Annotated in this window: 33 protein-coding genes; 22 read left to right on the forward strand and 11 right to left on the reverse strand. The window is 68.9% G+C overall.

The genetic code is table 11. The features are described 5' to 3' along the window. The first annotated feature begins 69 nt into the window (after positions 1-69). From YIM_RS47480 to YIM_RS47580, 21 genes are all read left to right on the forward strand, one after another. A complete protein-coding gene (locus tag YIM_RS47480) occupies positions 70-741 on the forward strand; it encodes a hypothetical protein (protein ID WP_153036568.1) in 672 nt (223 codons plus the stop codon). 17 nt (positions 742-758) lie between these two features. Beyond that, positions 759-1,763: a major capsid protein gene (locus tag YIM_RS47485; protein ID WP_153036569.1), complete on the forward strand. Its 1,005-nt coding sequence runs from the start codon at positions 759-761 to the stop codon at positions 1,761-1,763. After that, positions 1,763-2,047 (forward strand): hypothetical protein, encoded by a 285-nt coding sequence (locus YIM_RS47490; RefSeq protein ID WP_153036570.1) that lies wholly within the window; start codon positions 1,763-1,765, stop codon positions 2,045-2,047. The genes YIM_RS47485 and YIM_RS47490 overlap by 1 nt, the downstream gene beginning before the upstream one ends. Positions 2,048-2,116: 69 nt before the next feature. Beyond that, complete coding sequence (locus tag YIM_RS47495; protein WP_153036571.1) at positions 2,117-2,542, forward strand: hypothetical protein; 426 nt, start codon at positions 2,117-2,119, stop codon at positions 2,540-2,542. Continuing rightward, on the forward strand, positions 2,533-2,862 hold the full coding sequence (locus tag YIM_RS47500; protein WP_153036572.1) for a hypothetical protein: 330 nt from the start codon (positions 2,533-2,535) through the stop codon (positions 2,860-2,862). Before YIM_RS47495 ends, YIM_RS47500 begins: the two co-directional genes overlap by 10 nt. 14 nt (positions 2,863-2,876) lie before the next feature. Then, complete coding sequence (locus YIM_RS47505) at positions 2,877-3,221, forward strand: hypothetical protein (protein ID WP_153036573.1); 345 nt, start codon at positions 2,877-2,879, stop codon at positions 3,219-3,221. After that, on the forward strand, positions 3,218-3,646 hold the full coding sequence (locus YIM_RS47510; protein ID WP_153036574.1) for a minor capsid protein: 429 nt from the start codon (positions 3,218-3,220) through the stop codon (positions 3,644-3,646). The genes YIM_RS47505 and YIM_RS47510 overlap by 4 nt, the downstream gene beginning before the upstream one ends. A gap of 26 nt (positions 3,647-3,672) precedes the next feature. Next, a complete protein-coding gene (locus tag YIM_RS47515; RefSeq protein ID WP_153036575.1) occupies positions 3,673-4,182 on the forward strand; it encodes a phage tail tube protein in 510 nt (169 codons plus the stop codon). Beyond that, positions 4,182-4,727 carry a hypothetical protein gene (locus YIM_RS47520; protein ID WP_153036576.1) on the forward strand — a complete coding sequence of 182 codons (546 nt, stop codon included), beginning with the start codon at positions 4,182-4,184 and terminating at the stop codon, positions 4,725-4,727. The genes YIM_RS47515 and YIM_RS47520 overlap by 1 nt, the downstream gene beginning before the upstream one ends. 182 nt (positions 4,728-4,909) lie before the next feature. Beyond that, entirely contained in the window at positions 4,910-7,306 is a 2,397-nt protein-coding gene (locus YIM_RS47525; RefSeq protein WP_153036577.1) for a hypothetical protein, read from the forward strand. Then, entirely contained in the window at positions 7,306-8,190 is an 885-nt protein-coding gene (locus tag YIM_RS47530; RefSeq protein ID WP_153036578.1) for a phage tail domain-containing protein, read from the forward strand. Before YIM_RS47525 ends, YIM_RS47530 begins: the two co-directional genes overlap by 1 nt. 15 nt (positions 8,191-8,205) lie before the next feature. Beyond that, positions 8,206-9,405: a hypothetical protein gene (locus YIM_RS47535; RefSeq protein ID WP_153036579.1), complete on the forward strand. Its 1,200-nt coding sequence runs from the start codon at positions 8,206-8,208 to the stop codon at positions 9,403-9,405. Between the two features lie 23 nt (positions 9,406-9,428). Continuing rightward, on the forward strand, positions 9,429-10,538 hold the full coding sequence (locus tag YIM_RS47540; RefSeq protein WP_153036580.1) for a hypothetical protein: 1,110 nt from the start codon (positions 9,429-9,431) through the stop codon (positions 10,536-10,538). Further along, positions 10,538-11,287 carry a hypothetical protein gene (locus tag YIM_RS47545; protein ID WP_153036581.1) on the forward strand — a complete coding sequence of 250 codons (750 nt, stop codon included), beginning with the start codon at positions 10,538-10,540 and terminating at the stop codon, positions 11,285-11,287. The genes YIM_RS47540 and YIM_RS47545 overlap by 1 nt, the downstream gene beginning before the upstream one ends. A gap of 70 nt (positions 11,288-11,357) precedes the next feature. Further along, entirely contained in the window at positions 11,358-11,744 is a 387-nt protein-coding gene (locus YIM_RS47550) for a hypothetical protein (RefSeq protein ID WP_073846159.1), read from the forward strand. A gap of 4 nt (positions 11,745-11,748) precedes the next feature. Then, complete coding sequence (locus YIM_RS47555; protein WP_153036582.1) at positions 11,749-12,762, forward strand: glycoside hydrolase family 25 protein; 1,014 nt, start codon at positions 11,749-11,751, stop codon at positions 12,760-12,762. A 2-nt stretch (positions 12,763-12,764) separates the two neighbouring features. Then, entirely contained in the window at positions 12,765-13,073 is a 309-nt protein-coding gene (locus YIM_RS47560; RefSeq protein WP_153036583.1) for a hypothetical protein, read from the forward strand. A gap of 3 nt (positions 13,074-13,076) precedes the next feature. After that, entirely contained in the window at positions 13,077-13,427 is a 351-nt protein-coding gene (locus YIM_RS47565; RefSeq protein ID WP_153036584.1) for a hypothetical protein, read from the forward strand. Then, positions 13,414-13,716, forward strand: coding sequence for a hypothetical protein (locus YIM_RS47570; RefSeq protein ID WP_153036585.1), 303 nt, complete (start codon positions 13,414-13,416; stop codon positions 13,714-13,716). Before YIM_RS47565 ends, YIM_RS47570 begins: the two co-directional genes overlap by 14 nt. A 13-nt stretch (positions 13,717-13,729) precedes the next feature. Continuing rightward, positions 13,730-14,773, forward strand: a complete 1,044-nt coding sequence (locus tag YIM_RS47575; RefSeq protein WP_153036586.1) for a hypothetical protein — start codon at positions 13,730-13,732, stop codon at positions 14,771-14,773. Further along, entirely contained in the window at positions 14,773-15,390 is a 618-nt protein-coding gene (locus tag YIM_RS47580) for a hypothetical protein (protein WP_153036587.1), read from the forward strand. Before YIM_RS47575 ends, YIM_RS47580 begins: the two co-directional genes overlap by 1 nt. An 8-nt stretch (positions 15,391-15,398) precedes the next feature. Here YIM_RS47580 and YIM_RS47585 read toward each other — a convergent pair whose 3' ends face one another. The 7 genes from YIM_RS47585 to YIM_RS47615 all read right to left on the reverse strand — a co-directional run bounded on the left by YIM_RS47585 (position 15,399) and on the right by YIM_RS47615 (position 20,297). Beyond that, positions 15,399-15,860, reverse strand: coding sequence for an NUDIX domain-containing protein (locus tag YIM_RS47585; protein WP_153036588.1), 462 nt, complete (start codon positions 15,858-15,860; stop codon positions 15,399-15,401). Between the two features lie 71 nt (positions 15,861-15,931). Next, positions 15,932-16,573 (reverse strand): dTMP kinase, encoded by a 642-nt coding sequence (tmk, locus tag YIM_RS47590; RefSeq protein ID WP_153036589.1) that lies wholly within the window; start codon positions 16,571-16,573, stop codon positions 15,932-15,934. After that, complete coding sequence (locus tag YIM_RS47595) at positions 16,570-18,030, reverse strand: B12-binding domain-containing radical SAM protein (protein WP_153036590.1); 1,461 nt, start codon at positions 18,028-18,030, stop codon at positions 16,570-16,572. Before YIM_RS47595 ends, tmk begins: the two co-directional genes overlap by 4 nt. Then, on the reverse strand, positions 18,008-18,826 hold the full coding sequence (locus YIM_RS47600) for a hypothetical protein (RefSeq protein ID WP_228004457.1): 819 nt from the start codon (positions 18,824-18,826) through the stop codon (positions 18,008-18,010). The genes YIM_RS47595 and YIM_RS47600 overlap by 23 nt, the downstream gene beginning before the upstream one ends. Positions 18,827-18,900: 74 nt before the next feature. Continuing rightward, positions 18,901-19,287 carry a hypothetical protein gene (locus YIM_RS47605; protein ID WP_153036591.1) on the reverse strand — a complete coding sequence of 129 codons (387 nt, stop codon included), beginning with the start codon at positions 19,285-19,287 and terminating at the stop codon, positions 18,901-18,903. A gap of 40 nt (positions 19,288-19,327) precedes the next feature. Next, the gene (locus YIM_RS47610; RefSeq protein WP_153036592.1) at positions 19,328-19,696 is read right to left on the reverse strand and encodes a hypothetical protein; all 369 of its coding nucleotides are present in this window, start codon (positions 19,694-19,696) and stop codon (positions 19,328-19,330) included. Then, entirely contained in the window at positions 19,683-20,297 is a 615-nt protein-coding gene (locus YIM_RS47615) for a hypothetical protein (protein ID WP_153036593.1), read from the reverse strand. The genes YIM_RS47610 and YIM_RS47615 overlap by 14 nt, the downstream gene beginning before the upstream one ends. A gap of 512 nt (positions 20,298-20,809) precedes the next feature. On the opposite strand from YIM_RS47615, the gene YIM_RS49570 reads away from it, so the two are divergent. Continuing rightward, the gene (locus YIM_RS49570) at positions 20,810-21,976 is read left to right on the forward strand and encodes a hypothetical protein (RefSeq protein WP_228004458.1); all 1,167 of its coding nucleotides are present in this window, start codon (positions 20,810-20,812) and stop codon (positions 21,974-21,976) included. Here the strand turns inward: YIM_RS49570 and cutA are convergent. The 4 genes from cutA to YIM_RS49805 all read right to left on the reverse strand — a co-directional run bounded on the left by cutA (position 21,973) and on the right by YIM_RS49805 (position 24,207). Then, positions 21,973-22,305: a divalent-cation tolerance protein CutA gene (gene cutA / locus YIM_RS47625; protein WP_153036594.1), complete on the reverse strand. Its 333-nt coding sequence runs from the start codon at positions 22,303-22,305 to the stop codon at positions 21,973-21,975. The two genes, YIM_RS49570 and cutA, sit on opposite strands and share 4 nt — an antisense overlap. 18 nt (positions 22,306-22,323) lie before the next feature. Further along, the gene (locus YIM_RS47630) at positions 22,324-22,521 is read right to left on the reverse strand and encodes a hypothetical protein (RefSeq protein ID WP_153036595.1); all 198 of its coding nucleotides are present in this window, start codon (positions 22,519-22,521) and stop codon (positions 22,324-22,326) included. 24 nt (positions 22,522-22,545) lie between these two features. Further along, the gene (locus YIM_RS47635; RefSeq protein ID WP_194239985.1) at positions 22,546-24,009 is read right to left on the reverse strand and encodes a recombinase family protein; all 1,464 of its coding nucleotides are present in this window, start codon (positions 24,007-24,009) and stop codon (positions 22,546-22,548) included. A gap of 66 nt (positions 24,010-24,075) precedes the next feature. Then, positions 24,076-24,207: a hypothetical protein gene (locus tag YIM_RS49805; protein WP_255462861.1), complete on the reverse strand. Its 132-nt coding sequence runs from the start codon at positions 24,205-24,207 to the stop codon at positions 24,076-24,078. Between the last annotated feature and the right edge of the window lie 11 nt (positions 24,208-24,218).

A 24,218-nucleotide genomic window follows, 5' to 3' on the forward strand; every position in this document is an offset into this window, starting at 1 on the left:
CGCGGACACCTCAGACTCTCGGCCAGGTGCCGAGGTTTCCCCAATCCCACGACCGCCCAGGAGGCAACCGTGTCCGCACCCATCACCCCGGCCGGCGCCGGCGAACCGACCGGCACACCCGGCGAGCCAGGCACCACCGGCAACGCCGCGACCGGGGAGCAGCCGCCGGCCGCCGGTCAGCCGAGCGCACCGGCGCCGGCCGAGCAGGGCGCGGCCGCGGACGAACTCGCCACGCTGGACCCTGCGACGCTGGCGAAGATGGTGCGCGAGCTGCGCACCGAGAACGCCTCGGACCGCACGACCGCGAAGACGAAGGCGGCAGACGAGGCACGGCAGCAGCTCGCGCAGGACATCGGCAAGGCCCTCGGCCTGGTCGCCGGCGACGACGACAAGGCGGACCCGGCCAAGCTCGCCGAGCAGGTCACCGCCGAGCAGCAGCGCGCCCGCGCCGCCGCGGTCGAGCTGGCCGTGTTCAAGTCCGCCGGCCCCCTCGGCGCGGACCCGGCCGCGCTGGTCGACTCGCGCGCGTTCCTCTCCGCGGTCGAGCAGCTCGACCCCACCGCGGCCGACTTCGCCGACAAGGTCGGCGCAGCGATCACCAAGGCCGTGACCGACAACCCGAAGTTGCGCGCCGCCGGCCAGGCGCCGCCGCGCAGCAGCGGGCAGCACGCCGGCGGGTCCGGCGAGAAGCCCGCCGCGAAGTCGCTCACGGACGCCATTTCCCGCCACTACGGCAACTGAGCAGCTAGGAGAATTCCATGCCCGTGACCTTGGCCGAGGCCAAGAACAACGCACAGACCGACTACGACCCGGCCGTAATCGACGAGTTCCGGAAAGAGTCGGCGATCCTCGACTCGTTGATCTTCGACGACGTCGTCAACCCTTCCGGTGGGGGCGCAACGCTCACCTACGGGTACCGCCGGCTGATCACGCAGCCGACCGCGGATTTCCGCGCGCTCAACGCCGAGTACGCGCCGCAGAACGTCACCACCGCTCCCTATTCGGTCAACCTGGCCGTGCTCGGTGGCGCGTTCGAGGTCGACCGGGTTATCGCCAAGGTCGGCCCGGCCGCGTCCGCCGCGGTGTCGCTGAACATGTCGCAGAAGATCAAGGCCGCGAACACCCGGTTTCAGGACGCGGTGATCAACGGCGACACCGCCGTCGAGACCAACGGTTTCGACGGGCTCGACAAGGCGCTCGTGGGCTCCACCACGGAGTTTCGCGCCGGCCAGGTCACCGACTGGACCGACTTCGACACGAACGCGCGCGCCGAGCACAAGGCGCTCGACGCCGTCGACGAGTTCCTCTCGCTACTCGACGGTGCGCCGTCGGTGGTGATCGGCAACGCGAAGTCGCTTGCTCGAGTCCGGGCGGCCGCACGCCGCGCCGGCATGTACACCCGCGACCCGGTCGAGGGACTGATCGGCGTCAACGGCCGGCCGGTGGTCCGCGAGACCTACGGCGGGGTGCTGCTCGTCGACGCCGGCGCGAAGGCCGGCACGAACAACCCGATCGTGCCGATTCTCGGCCGGACCGTCGGGGGCACCGCGGCGACCGGACTCACCGACTTGTACGCCTACCGCGTGGGGCTCGACGGCTTCCACGGTGTCGCGACCGTCGGCACGCAGCTCGTCGAGAGCTGGCTGCCCGACTTCACCGTCGCCGGCGCCGTCAAGAAGGGCGAGGTGGAACTCGGCCCGGTCGCCGTCGCGCTCAAGGCCACGAAGGCGGCCGCCGTCTTCCGCAACATCAAGGTGCAGTGATGCCACGACACACCATCGAAACCCCAGTCACCGACTACGCGGGCACCGTCGCCGGCGTCCGGTTCACCGCCGGCCGCGGCGAGACCGACGACGAGAACGCGGTCGCCTACTTCCAGCGGCACGGCTACACCGTGACCCCGGTCGAGGACGACGTCGAGCCCACCGAGCCGACCGTCGACGACCCGCCGGCCGACACCGTGCCCGCCGACGAGACGCCGGCCGAGAACCCGCCAGCCGAGCCGGAAGGGACGAAGCGCACCAGCCGCCGCACGCCGGCGAAGTAGCCGCCGCGGCCGGCGCCCGCACCCCGACCGGGCGCCGGCCGCGGCCTCCACCAACGAGAGGGGGTCGCCGTGGCACGCGTGTACGCGACCGCCGAGGACTACGCGAACTGGCTCGACATCACCACCCCGCCCGAGGGCATCACCCGGCAGCTCGCACGCGCGTCACAGCTCGTCGACTGGCTGCTCGTCACCGCGGTCTACCTCACCGACCCGGCCGGCTACCCGAACGACCCGGACGTGCGCGCCGCGGTACGCGACGCCACGTGCGCCACCGTCGCATGGTGGGAAGACACCGGCGACGACTCCGGCGCGGCCGCCCGGTTCACCTCCGCCGGCATCGGGTCCGTGAACCTCACCCGGGCGACCACCGCGGCCGCCGGCACACCCGGCGCCGCGCAAGCTGCCCGGCTTTCGCCCGAGGCCATGCAGATACTCACCGCGGCCGGCTTGCTCGGCGATGGCCCGGTCGAGCAGGAGGTCGCCCGGTGGCGCTGACCATGCCCGCGTTCCTGCTCCCGCACACCGTGACCGTCAAGCCCTACGCCGGCACCGGCGCGTACGGCCCGACCTTCGGCCAACCGTTCACCGTTCGCCGCGCCTACGTCGAGGACCGCCGGCGCCTGGTCCGCGCATCCGACGGCGCCGAGACCATCAGCGAAACGACCGTGATCACCAGGCCCGGCCCCTCCGTACCGGCCGGCTCCGAGGTCACCGTGTGGCCCGGCACGCCAGCCGAGCGCACGGCGACCGTGATCACCGCGAGCACGTTCGACCACCCCAGCGCGCCGGCGCACCTCGAGATCACCCTCACGTAAGGGAGGTACCCGCCGTGCGGCTCAAGACCGAGTTTCACTGGCAAGGCGACCACGTCCTCGAGGACTTCACACGCGGCGCCGAGAAGGGCGTCAAGCTCGCCGCCGAGCACGTCCGCAGCGTCGCGGTAAACCGGGCACCCAAGGACACCGCCGCCCTTCGCAACACCGGCACGGCGACCACCGACGGGCTCACCGGCGCCGTCTCGTTCGACACCGAGTACGCCGTGCGCCAGCACGAAGAGACCACCTGGCACCACGAAGACGGCGAAGCGAAATACCTCGAGACCGCGCTCGACGACGAGATCGACGTCGCCCGGCAGATCATCGCCGCGCAGATCCGCAAGGCCACCCGCTCATGAGGTTTGTCGTCGAGCTGGGCGACCTCATCGCGCGCCACCTCGCCGCGGCCGGCGTCGGAATCTACCGAGCCGACGCCGGCTACGCGGCCACCGAGACGGGCATCGTGTTCGGCGGCCTGCCAGCCGACCCGCCGCGCGCGCTCGCCCTGCTGCTGTACCCGCTCACCCACGACACCGACGCCGACGCCGAGTACGGCCTGCGCATCCGCTTCCGCTCCGCCGGCCAGGACCCGCGCGACCTGTTCGACCTCGTCGACGGCGCATTCGACGCGCTCGCCGGCGCCAGCGAGCAGCAGCTCGGGCTCGGCGTCCACCTGGTCAGCCGCGAGACCTCGAACCCCAGCGGCACCGACCAGAACGGCCGCTACGTGCACACCGACACCTACCGGATTCGGGCACACCACCCGACCCGCTACCGCCAATAGGAGGCGCCGCAATGGCCCTACGTTCCATGCTCGCCAGCGATTGGGCGCTCGAAGTCGACACGGCCGCGAGCGGCGCCACTGCCCCGCAGTGGACGCCGGTTCGCGGCCTGTCGAACTTCTCGGAGAGCACCGACGACAACACCGAGGACGACTCGACCAACGACGCGCCCGGGTGGGGCGCGGACGTCATCACGCAGCGGAAATGGAAGGTCGAGGCCGAGGGCAAGCGCAAGCGGGATACCGCCGCGACCGCCTACACCCCCGACCCCGGACAGGAGTTCATCCGCAAGGCCGCGCGCAAGGTCGGTTTCTCGGCCGACGTGCATGTGCGGTGGTACCGCCGAGACGGCTCGCCGGACGCGTCCGAGGGCTACGCGCAGGTATCCGAGTTCACCAAGGGCGGAGAAACCACGGATTTGGAACCCTTCAACTTCACGTTGCTGGGCCAGGGCGAGCCGCTCGAGATCACCAACCCCGTGACCACGCCGCCGTCCGGCGGCACCGCGGCAACCGCAACGACGAGCGGGGGCAAGTGATGGCGTATCGGGATCTCGACGAGCTGCTCGACGGCGGGCTCGAGCTACCCATCGGCGGCAAGGTCTACGCCGTCCCACCGGTCGACGCCGAGACCGGTCTGCGGTTGCAGCGGCTTCACGACTGGATGTTCGGCGTAGCGGCAGCGGTCAAGGCGCACGAGGACGACCCCGACGCCGGCGAACTGTCGGTGCCGGAGCCGGGCGGCGAGCTGCTGAGCGACGCACAGGAAATCGACATGTACCGCAAGTCGCTCGGCACGGCCTACGACGAGATGGTCGCCGACGGGGTCGCGTGGCCGCGGTTCAAGGTCGCCGGCATGACCGCGTTTCTGCACCACACCCAGAGCCCGGAGGCCGCCGAGGCGTACTGGAACGCCGGCGGCCGCCCGGAAGCCTCGGCGGGGAATCGGGCGAGCCGTCGCGCGGCGGCCCGATCGACCCCGCAACGGGCATCCGGGAGTGGTACGACCCGGACACGGAAGGCGGCGCCGGCGACGGCCCGCGCTGGTCGGACATCTTCGCGCGCTGGTCGCTCGTCGAGCTAGACCTGCACGAGGTCTACGGCCTCGACCTCGAGATGCCCGGCCTGCTGCGCGCCCGCTCGTGGCGCTGGCTGCGCATCCGCATCGCCGGCTTGTTCTCTACCGACGCGAGCCGGCTACGCCGCGCGCTGTACCCGGAGGCTGACCGCCCCCGCCCCTGACGAGCAGCGGGCGGGGGTGGTCGCGTGGCGCTCACCATTGGCGAGCTTGTCGGGTATCTGCGCATCGACGACAAGGGCGTCGCCGGCAAGCTCGCGCAGGCCCGAGCCCGGTTCGCCGCCGCGGCGAAAGACACCGACGTCTACGACAACGCGCTCGTGCGCGCGGGCAGGTCCGCGCGCGACCTTGCGCTCTCCGCGGGCGCGAGCGCGCTCAGGGTGGGCGCCCTCGCCGGCGCGGCCAACCTCGCCGGCGGCGCACTCGGTGCGCTTGGCGGCGGCATCGTCACCGCGTCGGGCGCGCTGCTGATCCTGCCCGGTGCCGCGGTCGCCGGCGGTGCCGCACTGGCCTCGCTCAAGGTCGGGTTGTCCGGGTTCGGCGACGCCTTGAAGGCGATCGACGACCCGGCGAAGTTCGCCGAGGCCACCGCGAAACTCGCCCCCGCCGCGCGCGACACGGCGAAGGCCGTGCGTGCCTTGGCGCCGGCGTGGGACGCGGTCAAGCGCTCGGTACAGCAAGAGCTTTTCTCCGAAATGGGCGACGTGGTGCGCCAGCTCGGCGCGCAGTACCTCCCGATTCTCGGCCGCGGCATGACCGACGTGGCCTCGAGTTTCGGCGTCGGCGCCGCCGGCCTGGCCGCGTTCCTGCGCGAAGCACAGACCGGGCGCGACGTCGCGACGATCTTCGACAACAGCTCGACCGCGGTGTCGAACCTGGCCGAGGTCACGCAGCCACTCGCGCAGGTCTTCCGCGACGTCGCGACCGTCGGCTCGACCGTGTTCGCCGACCTCACCACCGGCGCCGGCTCGGCCGCCGAGCGGTTCGCCGCGTTCATCTCCGCGGCCCGCGAGTCCGGGCAGCTCGAGGCGTGGATGCGCAACGGGCTCAACGCGCTACAGCAGCTCGGCCAGCTCGCCGGCAACGTCGGCGGCATCATCTCGGCCGTCTTCTCGGCGATGTCGACGAACGGCACGTCGACGCTCGACGTGCTCGTGCAAGCAACCGGCGCCGTGCGGGACTTCCTCAACTCCGCGCAGGGCGCCACCCTGCTACAACAGGTGTTCGGCGGCATCGCCGCAGCCGGCCACGGCCTGGCCCCGGTGTTCGCCGAGATCGGCCGCGTTCTGGTCTCCGACGTCGGCCCGGCGATAGCCACCCTCGGCCCGCAGCTCGGCGCCGCGCTCGCCTCCCTGGCACCCGCCGTCGCCCCGCTGGGCAGCGTGCTCGCCGCCCTGGCACCGGTGGTCGCCGCGGTCGCCCAGAGCTTGGCCGGCGGACTGGCCTCGGCCGTGACGTCGCTCGAGCCGGCCGTCGTCGCCCTGGCTCCCGGTCTGGCCACGCTCGCGAGCCAGATCGGCACCGTCCTCGCCGCGGCGCTCCAGGTCGCCGGCCCACTTCTGGCGCTGCTGGCCGGTTTCCTGTCCGACAACATGACGTGGCTCGGCCCCTTGGCGATCGGGTTTGCGACCGTCGCCGTGGCCGCCGGTCCGCTCACGACGCTTGTCGGTGGCCTCTCGACCGCGTTTCGCACAGCGACAACGGTTTTTAACGCCTTGCGGGTCGCGATGATGACTAACCCGTTTATTTTGATCGCAACGGCCGTCGCGCTTCTGGCCGTGTTGATCATCTCAAATTGGGACACGATCAAGTCCGCGATTGGCGCCGCGCTCGATTGGATCGGAAATTTCATTTCCGGAGCAGTCGACTTTATCGTCAATCTGTTCTTGAACTGGTCACTTCCCGGCCTGATCATCAAGCATTGGGACACCATCGTTGCCGGCGTCCGTACCGCGGTGAACTGGGTCCTTGACGCGGTCGCGTGGCTCGGCTCCCTGCCGGGCAAGGTGGCCGCCTGGTTCGGGGACCTGACGCGGGCCGCGATAGACAAGGCGGCCGAGCTGGTCAACTGGCTACGCGGCCTGCCGGGCCGCGTGCTCGACGGACTCGGCAATTTCGGCTCGCTTCTCCTGAACGCCGGACGTGACTTGCTCACCGGTTTATGGAACGGGATTCAGAATGCCGCGAGCTGGCTCAAAAACAAGGTGCTCGGCTTCTTCGGCGACTTGCTCCCCGGGTGGGCTAAAGACATTCTCGGGATCAACTCGCCTTCGACGGTGTTCGCCGGAATCGGCCGGTGGATTCCGCCCGGCCTGGCCGGCGGTATCGACAAGGCCGCCGGCGTCGCGCTGCGCTCGGCGTCCGATCTCGCGACGCGTGTATCGGACACGATGGCGGCCGGTTTGACCACGCCGGCGCTCGCGTTCGCCGGCGCGCCCGGCACGGGCACCGATGGCACGGCCGGCGCGTACTCGGCGACCGGGACCCGGGCGACCGTCCACATTGACCAGTTCCACGCGACGCCGGCGCAGTCGCCGGCCGACATCGCCGGCGAGCTGGACTGGATGAGCCGCGGGGGTGGGTAGTGGCTGCTGGGGACCTGATCACCCGCGACGGACAACTCGAGTGGCGCGGCATCCTGCTCGGCGCCGGTACGGCGTACGGGTGGCGCGCCCTCGAGGGATGGCTCGACCTGCCGCAGATGCGCGGCGGCGACGTCGACCGGCCCGGACAACACGGCGCGTTCCCAGGGCAGTTGCTCGCGCAGTCACGCACGATCTCCTACTCGTTCGTGATCTCGGCGCGGCGCGCCACACGCGAGCAGTTCACGGCCGCCGTCGAGCTGCTGCGCGCGGCCACCACGCCGGGCGAGAACCCCGACGAGGAACCGCTCGTGATCCGGCTCGCCGGCCGAACCTGGCAAGCGCTCGCCCGGTGCACGCGCCGGTCGGTGCCGACCGGGCTCGCCTACGACGCCGGCTACGTCGCCGGCGCGGTGCAGTGGGTCGCCACCGATCCCCGGTTACTCGAGCTGCCCGGCTACACCGCTTCGACCACCCTCGGCGCGGTCGGCTCCGGCGGGCTCGCCTTCCCGGTGCGGTTCCCGATGCCGTTCGGCGCGGCAGCCCGCGGCGGAGTCATCACCTGGACCAACACCGGCACGGCCGAGGCGTGGCCGGTCTGGCGCATCGCCGGCCCGGTCCGCGGTCCCTCGATCACCCGTCGCGACACAGGGCAGGCCCTCGAATTCGATCCGGACTGGATCATCCCGGCCGGCCAAGTCGTCGAAGTCGACACGCTCGCCCGAACCGTGTTGTTCGTCGGCAGCAACGTCTCGGCCTCCGACCGCCTGTTCACCCGCGGATGGTTCAGCTTCCCACCCGGCCGAGAAGTACAGGCCGTTTTCGCTTCTGCCGCAACGAGTTCCGACTCGCGCCTGTCGGTGACCGTGCACAACACCGCGATGTGAGACGGAGGTTTTCCCATGCCTGAAAGGAATTCGTGGGCCGTCGGTTCAGACACCGCGCCACTGATCACCACCGAAGATGCCCGGCTCGCGGTGTCCGCACTGCTCATCCCCGGGCCGAGCGGAGTCACCGCGCGCAACGGCATCCGGCCCGGTCCGGCGACCCCGGGCCGCGTGCACGCGGCCGGCACGGCAAGCGGCTCGATCGTGGTCGAGCCGTTCCAAGGCAGCATCCGCGCCTCGCGCGGCATCGGCTCATACCTGGTGTCGCTAGACAGCCCGAAGACGCTCGACGTGCTCGCCGTACCGGCCGACCCGGCCAACGACCGTCACGACCTGGTGATCGCGCAGCAGTCCGACGAGTTCTATCTCGACACCGCGACGAAGTTCGAGGTTCGGCTCGTGCGCGGGACCGCCTCGGCGACGCCGGGCGACCCCGTCGTCGACGGCTCGCGCGACTGGTTCACCCTCGCCCGGGTCCGGGTGACCGCCGGCGCGGACAAGATCACCGACGCCATGATCGACCCGCTACCGCCCGGGTGGACAGTCGCCCTCGGCGGCCTGCTGCCCGTGGGCAGCCTCACCGAACGCAACGCGGTCGCCGCGTACGCCGGCCAGGAGGTCTACCGGCTCGACAAGGGATGGACCGAGGTTTACGACGGTGCCGCCTGGCGGGTGCGCGGGCAGGTGACCGCGGCCGCGCTCGCCGACATCACCAACCCATACCCCGGTCAACTCGTCGTGCTCGCCAGCACCGGCGGGCTCTACCGCTGGAACGGTGAGAAGTGGCTGTACGCCGCGCTCATGAGCGGCGCGACCCCGGGCGGCGACTGGACCATCACCACCAACCAGCCGACCTCGAACGCCCCGACCCTGCTCACCTTCCCGCAGGTCAACCGGCCGCCAGTCGGTATCACGCTCGCCGGCGGGGTGTTCACCATCGGTGAACCCGGTTGGTGGGATCTCTCGCTGAACCTGCGGTACACCATCGTGAGCACCGACAAGTACGCCATGATCGGCGGCTCGTCCGCGGGCAATTTGTTCGCCAAGGACAGCGTTGCCGGTGGCGGCAACAACATCTCGGCGTCTACCTCGAGGTGGCTCGACAAGGGCGCGCAAGTCCGGTGCTACGGCTACTCGGGTGCGCCGAGCGCGGTTACCAAGGAATCGGCCGGCGACCTGATCAGCGGGTTTACCGCGGTGTGGCGGGGTCCGTGATGCGGCTGCCCACCTACGCCTACTTGGTCGCCGACCTGCGTAGCGGCCGCGTGCTCGACGAGCTGCCGCTCACCGGCGTCAAGTACAACAAGCCGTTGAACGACTCCGGGAAGTTCTCCGGCACCTGGGATTTGACCCGGCATCCCTCGAGCACCCGACGCGACCCGTACGAGCTGACCATGCCGGCCCGCCGCGCGCTCTACGTCGTGCGCGACGACCGGCCGATGTGGGGCGGGATCATCTGGACCCGCAAGTACGACAGCAGCTCGCACAAGGTCGAGGTGGCCGGCGCCGATTGGTGGAGCTACTTCGATCACCGCAAGGTGCTCCCGGTCCTGCCGGCCGCGCCGCTCCCGCTGGACCACGTCGCCGGCTTGAAGATGGCAGCGAACGACGTCGAGCAAAACGACCTCGCCCGTGCACTGGTGCAGCTCGCGCAGACGCACGCCGGCGGGGATATCGGCATTGAGTTCGACGACTCGCGCTCGTTCATCTACCGCGACCGCACCTACACCGGACACGAGTTGTCCTCGGTCGGCGAGGCTCTGCGGCAACTCGCCGCGGTGATCAACGGCCCCGACATCATGTTCGGCGTCGCGCCCGGCACGGGCGGGCGCGTCCGGCGCATCATGCGCGTGGGCACGCCGCGGCTCGGCCAGACCGGAACCGCGCACGTGTGGGAGACCGGCGGCAACATCGTCAACTACACGTGGCCCTCGGACGCAACCCGCATGGCAACCCGCACGTTCGCCAGCGGCGACGGCATGGCCGAGGGAACCCCGATCGCCGTCGCCGAGGACGTCGACAAGTACGCGCAGCACTGGCCGTTGCTCGAGTCGGAACAGGGCTACACCAGCGTTTCCGACGCCGACACGCTGCAAGGCCACGCCGACGCCGACCAGCTCGTCGCCCGGCTGCCCGTCGCCTTGCCCACGCTCACCGTCCGCGGAAACACCGCGCCCTACGTGGGGGAGTGGGACACCGGCGACGACGTCCGGGTCGTCATCCGGGACGAGTTCATCCGCCGCGGCCTGGACACCGCCATGCGGATTGTCGACGCGCAGTACGCGCCGGGCGAAGCCGCCGAAACCGTCACCATCACCATGAGCCCGCTCATTGAGGACGCCGCCTAATGCAGGTCAACCAGCCTTCCAACATCATCGACCGCGTCATCGCCCTGGAACGCGAACTAGCCGCTGTCCGCAAGAAAGTCGGCTTGTCCTCGGCCATCATCACCCGCGGCGGCTTGACCCTCGCCGACGACAGCTACATCAAGATGACTGACTCCGACGGCGTCGAAATCCTCTACGTCGGCCCGGACTCCGAAGGTAAACAACGGTTTGTGCTCCGCCGCGAGGGCGGCGCAACCCTCATGTACACCGCGGGCTCGTCGCATTTCGGCCGCGACTACTGGGCGATGACCGACTCGTCGGGCCGCATCATCGTCTCCGACAGCGCCGAAACCGGAGTCGGCCTCGCGCGCCCGTGGCTGCCGGTTGTGCTCTACCCGCAGTTCATCCCGCACACCTACACCGACAATCCCGATATCGGCGAAGTCTTCGGCTACATGAGCATTAACGTCAGCAAGCTCGCCGGGGAAACCACGCTGTGGGAAGGCCGCGCGTCGGTCTCCCACGCGTGGATGACCATCGATGGCGTCTGGGGCTGGGCCGTCGACCAACCGAACGTCACCTACCGACTCAAACTCGACGGAACCGAAGTCGGTGCATGGAACGTCAACGCCGGCGTTGTCGTCGCCCGGCAGGGCCGCTACAGCGTCGCCGAGTTCGTCGGCCGCGATTGGGTCAAGGTCGAGGTGACCGCCTCGGCCACCGGTTCCGGCGTCCTGGCCTGTCAAGTACTCGGCTGCTACTTCCTCTGACCCTTCCCCGCCTGTCTGCCGCGACCCGCGGTCATCTCGTCATGCCCTGACACAGCAAGGAAACCGCCCCGTGAACCTCGCCGACCTGACGGCGCTCGACATCGCCGGGACGGCGGGTGTCGCCGTGGCCGCCTATCTGATCATCCGCCGAATCTGGACCGCCGCCCGCAACGCCGGCCGCGGCCTACGCAAGCTCGTGCACTTCGCCGACGACTGGTTCGGCGAGCCCGAACGCGACGGCGTCCCCGCCCGCCCCGGCGTCATGGAACGCATATCCGCAATCGAAACCGACGGCGCCGCCACCCGCGACGACGTCCGCGGCCTGGTCGAGCGAGTCGACCGCGTCGAGCACGAACTACGCCCCAACTCCGGCGCGAGCCTGCGCGACGCAATCGACCGCGTCGAGAACGCCGTCGCCGACACCCCGAACACCAAGCCAGCAAAGGAAAAGAGGTGATCCGATGCTCTGGGGCATCGACATCAGCCGCCACCAGGGCGGCTCGTTCGACCTCGCGCGCGCCGCCCGCGAGGGCATCGCCTACGCGATTTTCAAGGCCACCGAGGGCAACACATGGCGCGACCCGCAGTTCGAGCGCAACCTCGCCGCCGGCCGTGACGCCGGCCTGATCGTGGCCGCCTACCACTTCGTACGTAGCGATTCCTCGGCCACCGCGCAGCTCGCCAACATCGCCCGCGTGGTCCCGAAAGACGTCCCGCTGATTCTCGACGTCGAATCCATCAAGCAGAACGGCAAGGTAGTCAGCGCGCCGTCTCTGGCGCTGGTGCGTGAGCTGTACGGCAAGGTGCTCGCCGCCGGCTACCACTCGCCGCTGATCTACCTTCCCCGCTGGTACTGGCAGACCTGGGGCGCTCCCGCGCTCGACGGGCTGCCTCCGCTGTGGAGTTCCCGTTACCTGGACTACAACGGCGGCACCCCGGCCCAGATTTACCAGCGCATCCCGGGCCGTTTCTGGCTCGGCTACGGCGGATTGTCCGTGCCGCTGCTCCAGTTCACCAGCTCGGCCACCGTCGCCGGGCACGCACCGGTCGACGCGAACGCCTTCGACGGCAGCCGCGAGCAGTTCGCCGCCTTGCTCGGTTCCTCATCCCATTCAGAGAAAGAGGTCGATATGCCCGCCATCCCTGTGTCCCTGCCCTACTCGGCCGACTGGAATTACGTTGCGCTCCCGTTCGAGAGCAACGTCAACTCGACCGTGGTCGGCGACGCCTGGTTCACGATCTTTGCCGCGTGGGGTGAAGTCGAGTACGAAGTCGTCACCATCGGCAGCGGGCTCAAGCTCGTGGGCCTGACCGGCACCGCGCCGACCGGCGGCCGGCTCGCCGACCGGCAGCGCAACTACTGGCAGGTGCCCAGCGGCATCGAAGGCGTTGCGCTCCGGTACCGCTCGCGCGACGCCGCCGGCAACGTCACCAACGGCCGCCTTGGCTACTCGTTCCCGCAGAAGGCGAAGTGACCATGACCGAACCCACCCCGCAGCACCAGCTCGGCGAGCGGCTCGCCGCGTGGCTGCGCTCGGACCGCGTCACGTCGTGGGTGCGCACCGTCGTTCCCGGGCTCTGGTCCGCCGGCGTCGCGTACCTGGTCGCGCTCGGCCTGCCCGCATGGCTCGTCGAGTCGGCGAACGGACTCGGCCAGACGGCCGCCGTGCCGATCGTGCTCGGCGCCGTCTACGCCGGCCTGCGCTGGCTCGAGCCGCGGGTGCCGAGCTGGCTCGCGCGGTTCCTGCTCGGCTCGACCCGCCCACCCACCTACGACCGGGAGTAGCCCGTGCCCGCCCTGCACGACGACGTCGTGATCGAGAAGGGCGCCGAGTGGGGTCGAGCGTGGCCGGTCACCTCTGGTGGCCGGCCGCTCGACCTTTCCGGGTGGACCGTGCGCGCGCAGGTCCGCGAACGCATCGACGCCGGCGACGTGCTGCACGAGTGGTCGACCTCGGCCAGCAACGCCAGCACCACGGACTCGCGGGTCACGCTCACCGTGACCGCGGCGACCTCGCGCGCCTGGCCGTGGCTCGCCGGCGTCTTCGACGTGCTGCTCATCGACCCGGCCGGCCGCGTCGCCCGGATCGTCGAGGGCACGGTGCGCGTGTCTCGGGGGGTGACTCGTGACAGCCCTTGAGCCCGAAGCCGGCCCGCCGGTCGTGCTCGACTGGCTCGCCGTCGGCGCGCCCGTCGACACCGCCCCGCCCGGCGAGCCGGGCGACGTCCTCGAGTTCGGCCACCGCCACGAGCAAACCATCGCGGCCGCGGTCTGGAACATCTTCCATCCGCTCTCGTTCACCCCCGCCGGCGTGCACGTCATCGAGTCCACCGGCGAGCCGCTGCTCGGCGTGGTCACCTACCCGGCCGCCGGACACGTCCGCATCGAGTTTTCCGCGCCGTGCTCCGGCGTGGCCTACCTGAGCTAGGAGCGTCCCGACCATGGCCGACTTGAAGTTCGGCACCCACACTGACCACGGGCTCAACGAAGCCCGCAACCTGGTCGCTCACAAGGTCGCCAGCCTGCCCGCCGGCGCCGAGGCGCAGGTCATCTACCACAACGGGCGGTTGAAGATCCGCGACGCCGCCGGCAACTGGATCGACCCGACCGCCCGCGCCAACCACACCGGCAACCAGCCGGCCTCGACCGTGTCCGACCTGCGCGCGACCGTCACCGGCTACCGGCTCGACGAGTTCGCCGCGCCCACCGCGCCAGTCAACGTTGGCGCCCAGCGCATCACCAACGCCGCCGCCGGCTCGGCCACCGGCGACCTCGCCACGTACGGACAGCTCCAAGACGCCGTAGCGGCAGCGGCCGCCGGCGTCTCGTTCAAAGCCGCCGTGCGCCTGGCCACCACCGGCCCCATCACCCGCACCGGGCTCGCCGCCGTCGACGGCATCACCCCCAACGCCGACGACCGGGTGCTCGTCAAGGCGCAGGCCGACCCGGTCGAGAACGGCATCTACCTCGCCAAGGCGGGCGCGTGGGCGCGTGCCGCGGACGCCGACAGCCCCGGAGACCTGCGCGGCGGCGCCGTCGTCGCCGTCGAGGAAGGCGCCACCAACGGCGACCGGCTCTACCTGCTCACCACGAACGGCAGCATCACCCCGGGCGAGACCGGGCAGACGTGGGCCGTCTACGGCACCGGATCGGACGGTTTCACCCTCGCCGGCGCCGGCCTGCTCGCCGTCGGCGCGGACACGATCGCCGTCGGTGCCGGCCCCGGCATCGTCGTCACCGCGGACGCCGTCGCCGTCGACACCGCCGTCGTCGCCCGCAAGGTCATCGCCAACGTCACCCCGACCGCGGCCGGCCCGGTCACCATCCGGCACGGCCTCGGAAATCAGTTCGTCGACGTCTCGGTCTACGACATCAGCACCACCACCCCGGCGCTCGTGCTCACCGGCGTGGACCTCACCGACGCCGACAACGTCGCGCTTTCGTTCGGCGGCGCCGGCACCTACCGCGTGGTGGTGGTCGGGTAGTGGCCGGCGCACTCGAGTACCGCGGACCGGTCCCAGTCGACGGGGTCGACGTCGCCACGATGGGGCAGCTACCCACCGCCGAAGCGCAGGCCACCGACACCACGCTCTACGGCGACCAGGTCTCGACACTCCGACGCGCCGATGCCATCTGGGGCGAGACCCTCTCGCCCGGCTACCTCACCGTGTGGGCGACCATCGCGTCGCGGACGCTCGCCGCGACCTTGGCGAAGTTCTGCGTCTACGCCGTGCACACCGGGCTCACCGGATTTGACTTCGGCGTCTACGTCGGCCCGAACGTGTCCAGCCTCGACCGCAAAGTCACTGTGTCCGGACTGACCTGGATAGCCACCGCCGGCATGAAGCCGGTCAACCTCGGCGCACTCGCCGTCAACCGCGGCGACGCCGTCGCGTTCGCCGGACTCACCACCGGCAGCGGCACTGCGCCGAGGCTCGCCTCGACCACCCCGACCACCGGCGCCGGCGCATCCGCACTGCTGAACGAAACCCCGTACAGCGTGTACCGGTCCGGGCAGGTCGCACCGTTGCCGTTGACGCTGAACCTCAACGATGCCGTGTGGACCAGGGCAAATCAGAAGTTCTGGGGCTCGCTGCGCTGAGCAGCCGGTCAGACGAGCATCGGTCGTTGCGGGGCAGGCCAGCCGAGCAGGCCGAACGAGTCGCCGTTGCGGTAGGCGCGGATGCCGGCGAGCGGATACGGGATCACGTCGTCGGGCAGGTTGTCGAGCGGGAACCATTCGACGGCCGAGCACTTATCGGGCTCGCGGTTGTGCGGTTCCCCGGACCAGCGGCGAGCCTCGAAGAACACGCCGAGGCGCGGCGCCGGTCCGGAGTTCGCAACGTGCACCGTGTGCACGTGGCGCAGGTCTGCCGGGTAGACGAGCACGCCGACCTCTTCGGCTGCTTCCCGCGTCGCGGCGGCCGGTAGCGATTCGCCGGCGTCGAGCTTGCCCGACGGCAAGTGCCACATGCCCCCGCCGTAGTCGCCTCGGCGTCGGATGAGTAGCAGCTCGTCACCACGGACGAGCAAGACATGCACGTCAATGATGGTGTGTTGGCTGTCGGGCATCCGGCGAGATCCTTACGAGGTAGCGGTGTGGAACCTGCGAGCCCGCCCGCGCCGGCGGGCTCGCAGGCAGGCTACGCCGTTGCCGCGTCGACGGCGGGACCGTCTACCAAGTCGGCGATTCGGTCGGTGAGATAGGTCGCGACGTCCACCGGCCCAGCCTCGCCGGTGTCGACGGAAACGACCGGATACCGCCATTGCGCGAGCCGTTTCGCGGCTTCTTCGTACAACCCGCTCTCAATCCTGCTGCTTTCCTCGCCGGCGTGAAACCGATCGTGAGCACCACGAGCGGCCACCCGTGCCGCAGTCACCTCCGGCGGTGCCTGCAAGATGAACGCGAGGTCGGGCCGGTCAGCAGCCGCGTTGATCGCTTCCACGAACATGAGCGGGACTCCGTCCATGCGTTGCAGCACATAGGACGAGGCGACGTAGCGGTCGCACACGACGATGCACCCCGCCTGTACGTGGGGTCGCACCTCGGTCTCGATGTGGTGATACCGGTCGGCGGCGACCAGGCACGCGAGCGTGTACCCGCGGTAGGTGTCGGTGCCGTGCCGGGCCGTCTTGCCGAGCACGCCGTGCGACGGTTCGGTCGTCGCGTGCACCTTGTACCCGCGCTTGCTGAGGTGCTCGCGCACAAGGCGGGTTGTAGTGGTCTTGCCGACGCCGGCCGGTCCGTCGAGGGTGACGAACGCCCCGCGGTGAGCAGTGGTCACGCCGCCGCCTTCCGGTCGAACTGCGCGCGGGAGATCGTGACGAGATTGCTCCGGACGTAGTCGATGGGCGCCTCGCTCAACTGGATGTTGACGGAGAAATTGAACTCGTCGCGCTCGCGCATCGACTCGTCGACGCCGTCGGAGGTGAGGTCAACGGCGGTGTAGTTGAGCAGTTGCTCGGCCGAGTACTTCCCGGACTTCATCAACTCGCCCCAGTCGGGCGTACCCGGGTACGGGCGGTACTCGAACGCCGAGGCGCGGAACCGGCCCGGCTGGTTGGCGGTGAGGTCCCACAGATCGTGAACGAGCCGCACCGTGTCGTCGATCTCGGCACGCGTCTCGGTCGGAAATCCGAGGATGAAATAGCCCTTGACGTTGATCCCGCGCACGGTGAGCCGCTCCACCACCAACCGCGCCATGTCCGGAGTGATGCGCTTGTCGATCCGCTCGAGCATCCGCGCGTTGCCGGACTCGACGCCGAGCGCGACCTCGCGCAGGCCGTTCGCCGCGAGGGTGTCGAGCATGGCGTCGCTCATGCGGTTCAGCACGTTGATTCGACCCGTGGCGTCCCACTGTGCCCACTCGCCGACGTGGTCCGCGGTGAACGCAGTCATCATCATCTTGATGACGCGGGGGACGCCGAGGAACAGATCGTCGACGAATCGGAAGGCGTTCACGCCTGTACCGCGAAGCTGGTCCATCTCGTTGAGGATGTTGTGCGGCTCGCGGGTGCGGATGGTGATATCCGGGTTCGCCGACACGGCGGCGCCGCAGAACGAGCAGTCGTAGGGACAGCCGCGAGCGCCGACCATATTCGCCTCAAGACGGCCGTTGTCCCGGTGCGGGTCCTGCGCGAGGTAGCCGCGGTCAACGAACGGCAACCCGTTGATGTCCGGCGCCAAGTGGTGCCGGGTCTTCCCGATCCCGCCGTTGACCGGCATATGGGTAACCGGGTCGAGCCACATCACTTCGGGCAGCTCGGTCCGTCGCCGGTGGTCGTCGAGCAGGGCGGCGACCCGCGTCTCGCCCTCGCCGATCACCAAGGCTTCGCACTGGCTCATCCGCTGGTCGCGCAGGATCTCGGCCGGCATCGCTTTCGCCTGGTGCCCGCCGAGCATGACCATGATGTCGCGGTTGAGCCGATCGGCGATACGAGCACTGATCTCGTACGTCGGCGCTAGCAGGTTGAACCCGACCCACCGCGGCGCGGCCGCATTCACTAGGCGGGCAGTCTGCTCGATGCCGAGCCCGTGCGCCTCGGCGTCGAGAACGCCGACGTTGAACCCCTGCGCGGCCGCGTAGGTGGCGATGTAGGCCATGCCGAGCACCGGCAACGTGAAGTCGTTCACCCGCGGGCGCTCGTCGTAGTCGCGCAACGGCGCGTTGACGAACAGTGCGTCGATACCCCGGCGGAGGTCGGCGCCGGCGATCAGGTCAGAGGGCAACTCCGGTTGCATGTCGAACTCCCCAAGCGAGGGTGAGCAGCGTCCACTCGGACAACTGCCCGCCGGCCATCGCTTGCCACAACCGCCCGAACTCAGGTTCGGGTTTCGGCCAGGAGACCGAAGGGGCGAGCTTGCCCGCCCAGGTGCGCACCGCGAGGTCGGCGAAGGGATAGAGGCTGTAGTCGTTGGTGACGTCGGCGACCGTGGCGCCGGCCGTCCACGGGCCGATCCTGCGCACGCTCTGCACCGCGGCGATGAGCTGCTCGCCCGTCATTCCGGCCCAGTCGTCGGCCGCCTTGAGGCTCGCCTCGGCGGCCGAGCGCAGGCCGCCGCGGAAGAACTTCATGCGCAGCACGGCGAACTCGTCGTCGGACAGGGCGAGCACCGTTTCGGGCGACGGGAATAGCCACGCCGGACCGGCCGCGGTGTCGTACCGCTCGCCGTAGGTTTCGCAGAACCGACGGTAGTTCTCGCGCGCCGTCGCGGCCTTGATCACCTGGCGGGTAACCGCCGTGCCGAGCGCTTCCCACACATCCGAAGTCCGCACGCGCGCGACCGGGCCATCTGCCCGCAGCGGCTCGCACACCGCCACGTCGCCCACCAGCGTTCGCGGGTCGATCGTGTCAGCGACCGGGGCGACGTCCGTGTCGCCAGCGAGCCGAACGACGTCGACCAGATGCCCGCCGGCAGGCTCCGGCGTACAGATCACCGACCACACCGAGCCGGCCGACCGGAGCACGCGCCGAGCGCGCCCGTCGTCGCCACGCAGCCATCCGGGGTGGTCAAGCATCATGTTCGGTTGCGGCACGTTCGACCCTTCTCGCGTTGGTTCCCGGCATCCTCGCGCAGGCGGCGCTCGCCCGACTTCGCGCCATGTGCGTGTCATGCGACCAACTCAAGTTGCCCGCTTACGCGTTCGTATTCGTCGTCTTCATCAACCCACGCAAAGGCCGCAAATTCGACCGTCTGCTCGGCAGGATGGCGACCTGATTTTCGCCAGTACTCTTCGAGGTACGGCCTCGCACCGATGAAGTCGGATGGGTAATCGTCGTCGACACTCAACCCGACGCCGTACTGATCAACTATTTCCGACTCAACCGGAACACGTATGACGTCGCCCAACTCGAGCACCTCGACCGGACACGTTTGACTCTCGCGCGGGACGCCGAGCGCGTGCCGACCCGAACTAGACGCGAAAGCGACGCATTTAAGGAAAGTCAAGACGCACACCACGAGAACGAAGGTGAGAACCACACCAACGATAGTCACGGTAGACATGGAACACCCCACAGTCAGAAATTGGTACCCGCTACGAATGGACTTCAGTTCGAGCACCAGGCGGTAGCCAAAGCGTGCCCGGAGTTGGTATCACGATCTTTGGGGCATTGGGATTAGCAGGGTGAGGAAGATGAAAGATCAGCTCGTCGACAACCTCGACCACCGACCCATCCTTATACCAAACGAAGTCTTTGCGCTCGAGAAAGTCGACGCTGTCCGCAAGGCTTCGCCTACACGCGGTCGCGTCGTCCTCACCCCTGACGATAACCTCGTCCATAAAGGGTTCTTCCCAACCCCGCGAGAACAACATCATTTCCGGCTGCCCCGGCGAACCGGCAAGTTGAATCGCCCGAAAATTGCGGGAGACTAGCTCCTTAAGCGCATCCTCACTCGTCCACATGATTTTCTCCCTTGAGTGCAACCACGTAGACGCCGGCCGACAGGTTCAGCGCCTGCCACGCAATACGGTGCAGTTTGACCGCCGGAAGTCCGACAAGGATCGCACTAGTCAGCAATGTTGCAATCAAAAATACGCGCGAATAGTCGCCAAGAATGGCAACGATAGAAGCCACGAAGAGCAGAAGGCCAAGCGCGAAGAGCTTGCCGAAACTTGTTGCCCACCAGTAGGCAAATCGAAATGGCCGACTTTCGTCGGTGAGTTCGCGCCAGACGACGACCCGGTCGCGCTCAGGAATTGACGCCGCCGCGCGAGCGAAAACCTCACCAGTCATGGCGACCTTCCGTCGAGCGGCCGCGACGTTGGAACGTGGCGAATGCGGAGGGCCGGGGGGCACACTCCCCGCATCCGCCACGAATTCGAGGGGGTCACCGGACGTGCCTCCCGGCTTCCGGCCGTTGCGCGGTTCGGCCGCCCTCTGCTCGTCAAGGAAGCGAGCACGGTCTCGGCGTGCCTGACGCAGATACGGGACCACGGCAGCAGCCACCGCGGCGCCGGCTACGGCACCAATCACCGCGCGCACAACAACCTCGCCGGCGCTCACGCTGCAACCGCCTCAACCGGAGGTGCCACGTAGCGCGACGTGGTGTTGTTACGGTGTGCAACCTGGTACATGCAATGAGCGTCCACCGAAGATCCGCCGCAGGAAACGACAACGGCTCATAAGATCCGACAGACGAGCAGTCAGGAGCACCGGATTTTATGCGTGGCGCGCATCGAATCCGCGACATGCCGTGTTCGTTCGCCTACACTTCGCGGGGGTGGTGAGCAGGGGTGACCAGGGTGAACGGACCGGCACGCAGGTGTCAGAAGTGCGACAAGCGGCTCGCTCGTGACCGCAAGAGCGATCACTGCGGCCCGTGTACCCGCCTGCTGCTCTCAGGAACGGCACAGCCACAACCGGACACCTTTTGGCAGGCAGAGGGCATCCGCCGAGCAATCGAAGCCCGTCACTTCGGCCGCCTTCTTTGGGCGTACCGCACATCCCTCGACCCGCGCGTCTCACAGGCGGTACTAGGTCGCTGGCTTGGGCTGACCCAAGGACAGGTCAGCCGGATGGAAGCCCCCGACGCACCCCGGCCGAGCGACCTGAACAAGCTCGAGCAGTGGGCGGCCGATCTACACCTACCGCCCGCCCTACGCTGGTTCGCCGGTTCTCATGCGCTCGACGAATCGGACACCGCGGCGCCAGAGGTTAACCTCGAAGACGTGGACCGACGTGACCTACTCCGAATCGCCGGCGCCGCCATCGTGAGCAGCTCCGGCGTACTCAACGACCCACCATGGAAGCGGCAGGCCGACATGCGGGCCGGGCGTCGACCTGCGGACACGTACGCGGTAGCGAGGGCGGAAAACAAAACGCGAGATTTCTTCACCTCGGAAGAGACCCTTCCGGCGCGGCAGCTCGTGACGTCCCTCCGGACACATCGCGCAGGGTTGAACACCCTTGCCGCTGCTACGTCCGATGACGCTCTACGCCGGCGCCTCGTCTCCGCCGTAGGCGAAACCGAGGCACTGACCGGCTGGACGCTGTTCGACCTGGGCCGGTCCCGCGAGGCGATCCGCACATATCGTGACGCACTCGACGCAGCCCGAGCCGCCGACGATCACCCGCTCATCGCGTGCATCTTCGGCTACTGGAGCTACCTACTCAGCTCGCAAGGCGACTCCGCCGGCGCTGCGCGAATGCTCGCCGATGCAGCCGACGAAGTCCGCGGTACTGACCCGGCAACCCATGCGTGGATCTTGGCTCGCCGAGCCGAGGAAGAGGCCGCGGCCGGCGACCCGAGTGCCGCAATGCGAGCGCTAGACCAGGCCGTGACCGTGTTCGACTATGCCCCGAACGGACCGTCGCGCCCCTGGACGTCGTTCTTCACTGAGAATCGACTCGGCAGCCTCGCCGTGTCGACGTTTGGCCGAATGAACCACCGCGAGACCGATGCCGCGGCCGCTGACTTGCTCGGCTCGTTGACGCCGAGTGAGACGAAGGTGCGCGCGCTGGTGCTCGCGGACCTCGCAACGTCCGCGGCACGAAGTGCCGACTTCGACCGGGTGCAATCACTGGCCGCGGAATCCGCTCCGCTCGCGACCCGCACCGAGGCAAGCCTCGCCATCGATCGGTTGTGGGAAGTGGTCGAGTTGCTGCCCGAGCAACGCACCGGAACAGCCGGACAGACCCGCGAACGGTTGACCGAGCAGCTTCTCGCCAAGCCGAGTGTCTAGCCGGCGTTCTCGCGCGTTTCGTCGATCAGCCACGCGAGATACTCGGCACTACCGCCGTTGATCGGCGTCGCAATGATCTCCGGGACGTCGTACGTGTGGTTCGCCTTGATGTGCTCGGTAAGAGCCGGCACGCGGTCGGCCGCCGTCTTGAACTCGACTCGCCATTCGGGGTCCGTCTGCACGGCGCCCTCCCAGCGGTAGACGCTGGTGATGGGGCCGACTACCTGCGCGCAGGCAGCGAGTCGAGCGTCGATTGCACCCGCGGCGAGCGCGCCGGCGCGTTCTTCGCTGTCAGTGGTGGACGCGACGATCACGTGTTCGGAGGCCATGCGTTCGAGGCTACGGGATCACACCTCTTCGGTGACGTTGTGCCTGCCGGTGCTCACGCCGCGTCTGCCGGTTGCCTGCCTCGGCACGACAGCAGGTCGGAGCAAGATCGCGAGCCGGTCGCGTTGCTCCGGGCTCAACGGCGGCGCCTCGTCGACAAGTCGTTCGATGTCTTCGTCGACGTCGGCGCCGCTCGCCGCTCTCGGTGTGATCGTCATACCTCGACGTTCACACGACGCGTGTCACGCGGCCGCGTCCCTCTTCCACTCGACACGGACCGTCTTCGGGTCTAGCCGCCCGTCCTTCGGCGGCCGGCCGCGGCCAGTCTTCAGCACAGTCACCGTCGCCAGGGCATCGAATGCAGCGCGGCGACGGTCGAGGTCGAGGCCGTCTGATCGGTCCGGCTTCGTGCCGAACCAGATGTCGGCAACGTTGCCGACACCCACCAGGCCGGCGAGAGGATCAGCCAGGCTCGCCGCGGCGATATCCGCGGTTATGTCGTCGAGCCTCTTCTGCATAGGTTCGGAGCCGGCCGTGAGCTGAGAAATCGAAACCTTGCGGTCGGCGAACGCGCGAGCGAGTTCGTCCATTTGTTCCCGAAGAGCGATGCTCTCGGCGTGCAGCTCGGCGACGTCGACGACGTCCCGCCGAGTCCTGAGAAGGTCGATTGCGTCCGGCTGGGCGAGCCGATGAACGATGAGGCGCTCGGCGAAGTCGTCGAGCATCCGAGCGTCGCGTGCCACGTGACCTTTGGAGAACTGGTTGTTAGTAGAACGGCACCGATAGACCGACCTCGTGTTCTTGCCGACGGTCGAGCAGCGCAAGCTCGGGCGCCCGCACGTCTCGCACAAGTACAGCCCGGACCCGAACCAGCGGACCCGATTGCCGGGGCTGCTCCGGCGTGCCGGGTCCTTGAGGATCGAGACGACGGCTCGCCACTTCGCGGGGGACACAATCCGCTTCCATTCGGCCTTGCCGATCACCTCGCCCTGATAGACGGCCAGGCCGGCATTGCGCGGACGCATGAGCACATCCTGAAAGGCGGGGCCGCTGAACAGGCGGCCGGTGGTGGTCCGCACGCCGCGTTCATTCACGCCCTTGACCACCGTGTGCACCTTGACGCCGGCGAGCACGGACTTAGTACCCTCGGCGATCTCGTCGGCTTCGATCTTGCGGTGCTTCACGCCGTCGGGCTCGAAACCGAACGGGCGCGGGCCGCCCTGCCAGCGACCCTCTTTTGCCGCTTGCAGCCGCTTCGCCTTGATTCGGTCCGCCTTGTGCTCGGACTCGAACCGAGCAACGGCGCCGAGCTGACGGGCGACCATGCGGCCGGACGGAGTGGAGAGGTCCAGGTGTCCAGCCTTCACGGTGTACGTTGTCACGCCGCCCGGGTCGCACACCGCGATGTATTCCTCGAGTTCGGTCGGGCTCCGGTGGAGACGGTCGGTGTGCCACGCGGTTACAGCTCTAGCACGACCGGCACGCAGGCCGTCGAGCATCGCCTCGTAGTCCGGCCGCCGCTTGCCTGAGTAGGCCGAGATGTCGTTGTCGACGTAAACCCCCGCCAGACGCAATCCGAACCGCTCAAAAATTTCGCACTGGTCCTCAAGCTGGCGTACCTCACCGAGGCCGCCGCCGATACGGTCCTCGGAGATGCGGGCATACATGAACGTGGGTACACCGCTTGCGTTGGCGAGCTTGAGCAAGCGCGTAACCAGGGTGGTAGGAAGCTGGAAGTTCCGAGGCAATCGCAAGGTCATGCCCCAGATATGTCACGGGCGTGGCACCGGTTCGACGAGCCCGATCCCCATGAAGGCGATGACCGCGGCGAACGCGGTGATCCAGACCTGCTTGGGCTGTCCCTTGATCGCGGCCAGCAGGCTCCCGTGGTTTCCGGCGCTCATCAGCGCGTTGC

This window comes from Amycolatopsis sp. YIM 10 (assembly GCF_009429145.1).
In the GTDB taxonomy this organism is placed as follows: domain Bacteria; phylum Actinomycetota; class Actinomycetes; order Mycobacteriales; family Pseudonocardiaceae; genus Amycolatopsis.

Excerpts from the sequence above, each read along its gene's own strand:
- YIM_RS47535 (WP_153036579.1), top strand. The coding sequence starts at position 8,206 with ATGCCTGAAAGGAATTCGTGGGCCGTCGGTTCAGACACCGCGCCACTG.
- YIM_RS47510 (WP_153036574.1), top strand. The coding sequence starts at position 3,218 with ATGAGGTTTGTCGTCGAGCTGGGCGACCTCATCGCGCGCCACCTCGCC.
- YIM_RS47485 (WP_153036569.1), top strand. The coding sequence starts at position 759 with ATGCCCGTGACCTTGGCCGAGGCCAAGAACAACGCACAGACCGACTAC.
- YIM_RS47520 (WP_153036576.1), top strand. The coding sequence starts at position 4,182 with ATGGCGTATCGGGATCTCGACGAGCTGCTCGACGGCGGGCTCGAGCTA.
- YIM_RS47630 (WP_153036595.1), bottom strand. The coding sequence starts at position 22,521 with ATGACGATCACACCGAGAGCGGCGAGCGGCGCCGACGTCGACGAAGAC.
- YIM_RS47555 (WP_153036582.1), top strand. The coding sequence starts at position 11,749 with ATGCTCTGGGGCATCGACATCAGCCGCCACCAGGGCGGCTCGTTCGAC.
- YIM_RS47575 (WP_153036586.1), top strand. The coding sequence starts at position 13,730 with ATGGCCGACTTGAAGTTCGGCACCCACACTGACCACGGGCTCAACGAA.
- YIM_RS47585 (WP_153036588.1), bottom strand. The coding sequence starts at position 15,860 with ATGCCCGACAGCCAACACACCATCATTGACGTGCATGTCTTGCTCGTC.
- YIM_RS49805 (WP_255462861.1), bottom strand. The coding sequence starts at position 24,207 with ATGAGCGCCGGAAACCACGGGAGCCTGCTGGCCGCGATCAAGGGACAG.
- YIM_RS47560 (WP_153036583.1), top strand. The coding sequence starts at position 12,765 with ATGACCGAACCCACCCCGCAGCACCAGCTCGGCGAGCGGCTCGCCGCG.
- YIM_RS47490 (WP_153036570.1), top strand. The coding sequence starts at position 1,763 with ATGCCACGACACACCATCGAAACCCCAGTCACCGACTACGCGGGCACC.
- YIM_RS49570 (WP_228004458.1), top strand. The coding sequence starts at position 20,810 with ATGGAAGCCCCCGACGCACCCCGGCCGAGCGACCTGAACAAGCTCGAG.
- YIM_RS47545 (WP_153036581.1), top strand. The coding sequence starts at position 10,538 with ATGCAGGTCAACCAGCCTTCCAACATCATCGACCGCGTCATCGCCCTG.
- cutA (WP_153036594.1), bottom strand. The coding sequence starts at position 22,305 with ATGGCCTCCGAACACGTGATCGTCGCGTCCACCACTGACAGCGAAGAA.
- YIM_RS47610 (WP_153036592.1), bottom strand. The coding sequence starts at position 19,696 with ATGTGGACGAGTGAGGATGCGCTTAAGGAGCTAGTCTCCCGCAATTTT.
- YIM_RS47515 (WP_153036575.1), top strand. The coding sequence starts at position 3,673 with ATGCTCGCCAGCGATTGGGCGCTCGAAGTCGACACGGCCGCGAGCGGC.
- YIM_RS47595 (WP_153036590.1), bottom strand. The coding sequence starts at position 18,030 with ATGCAACCGGAGTTGCCCTCTGACCTGATCGCCGGCGCCGACCTCCGC.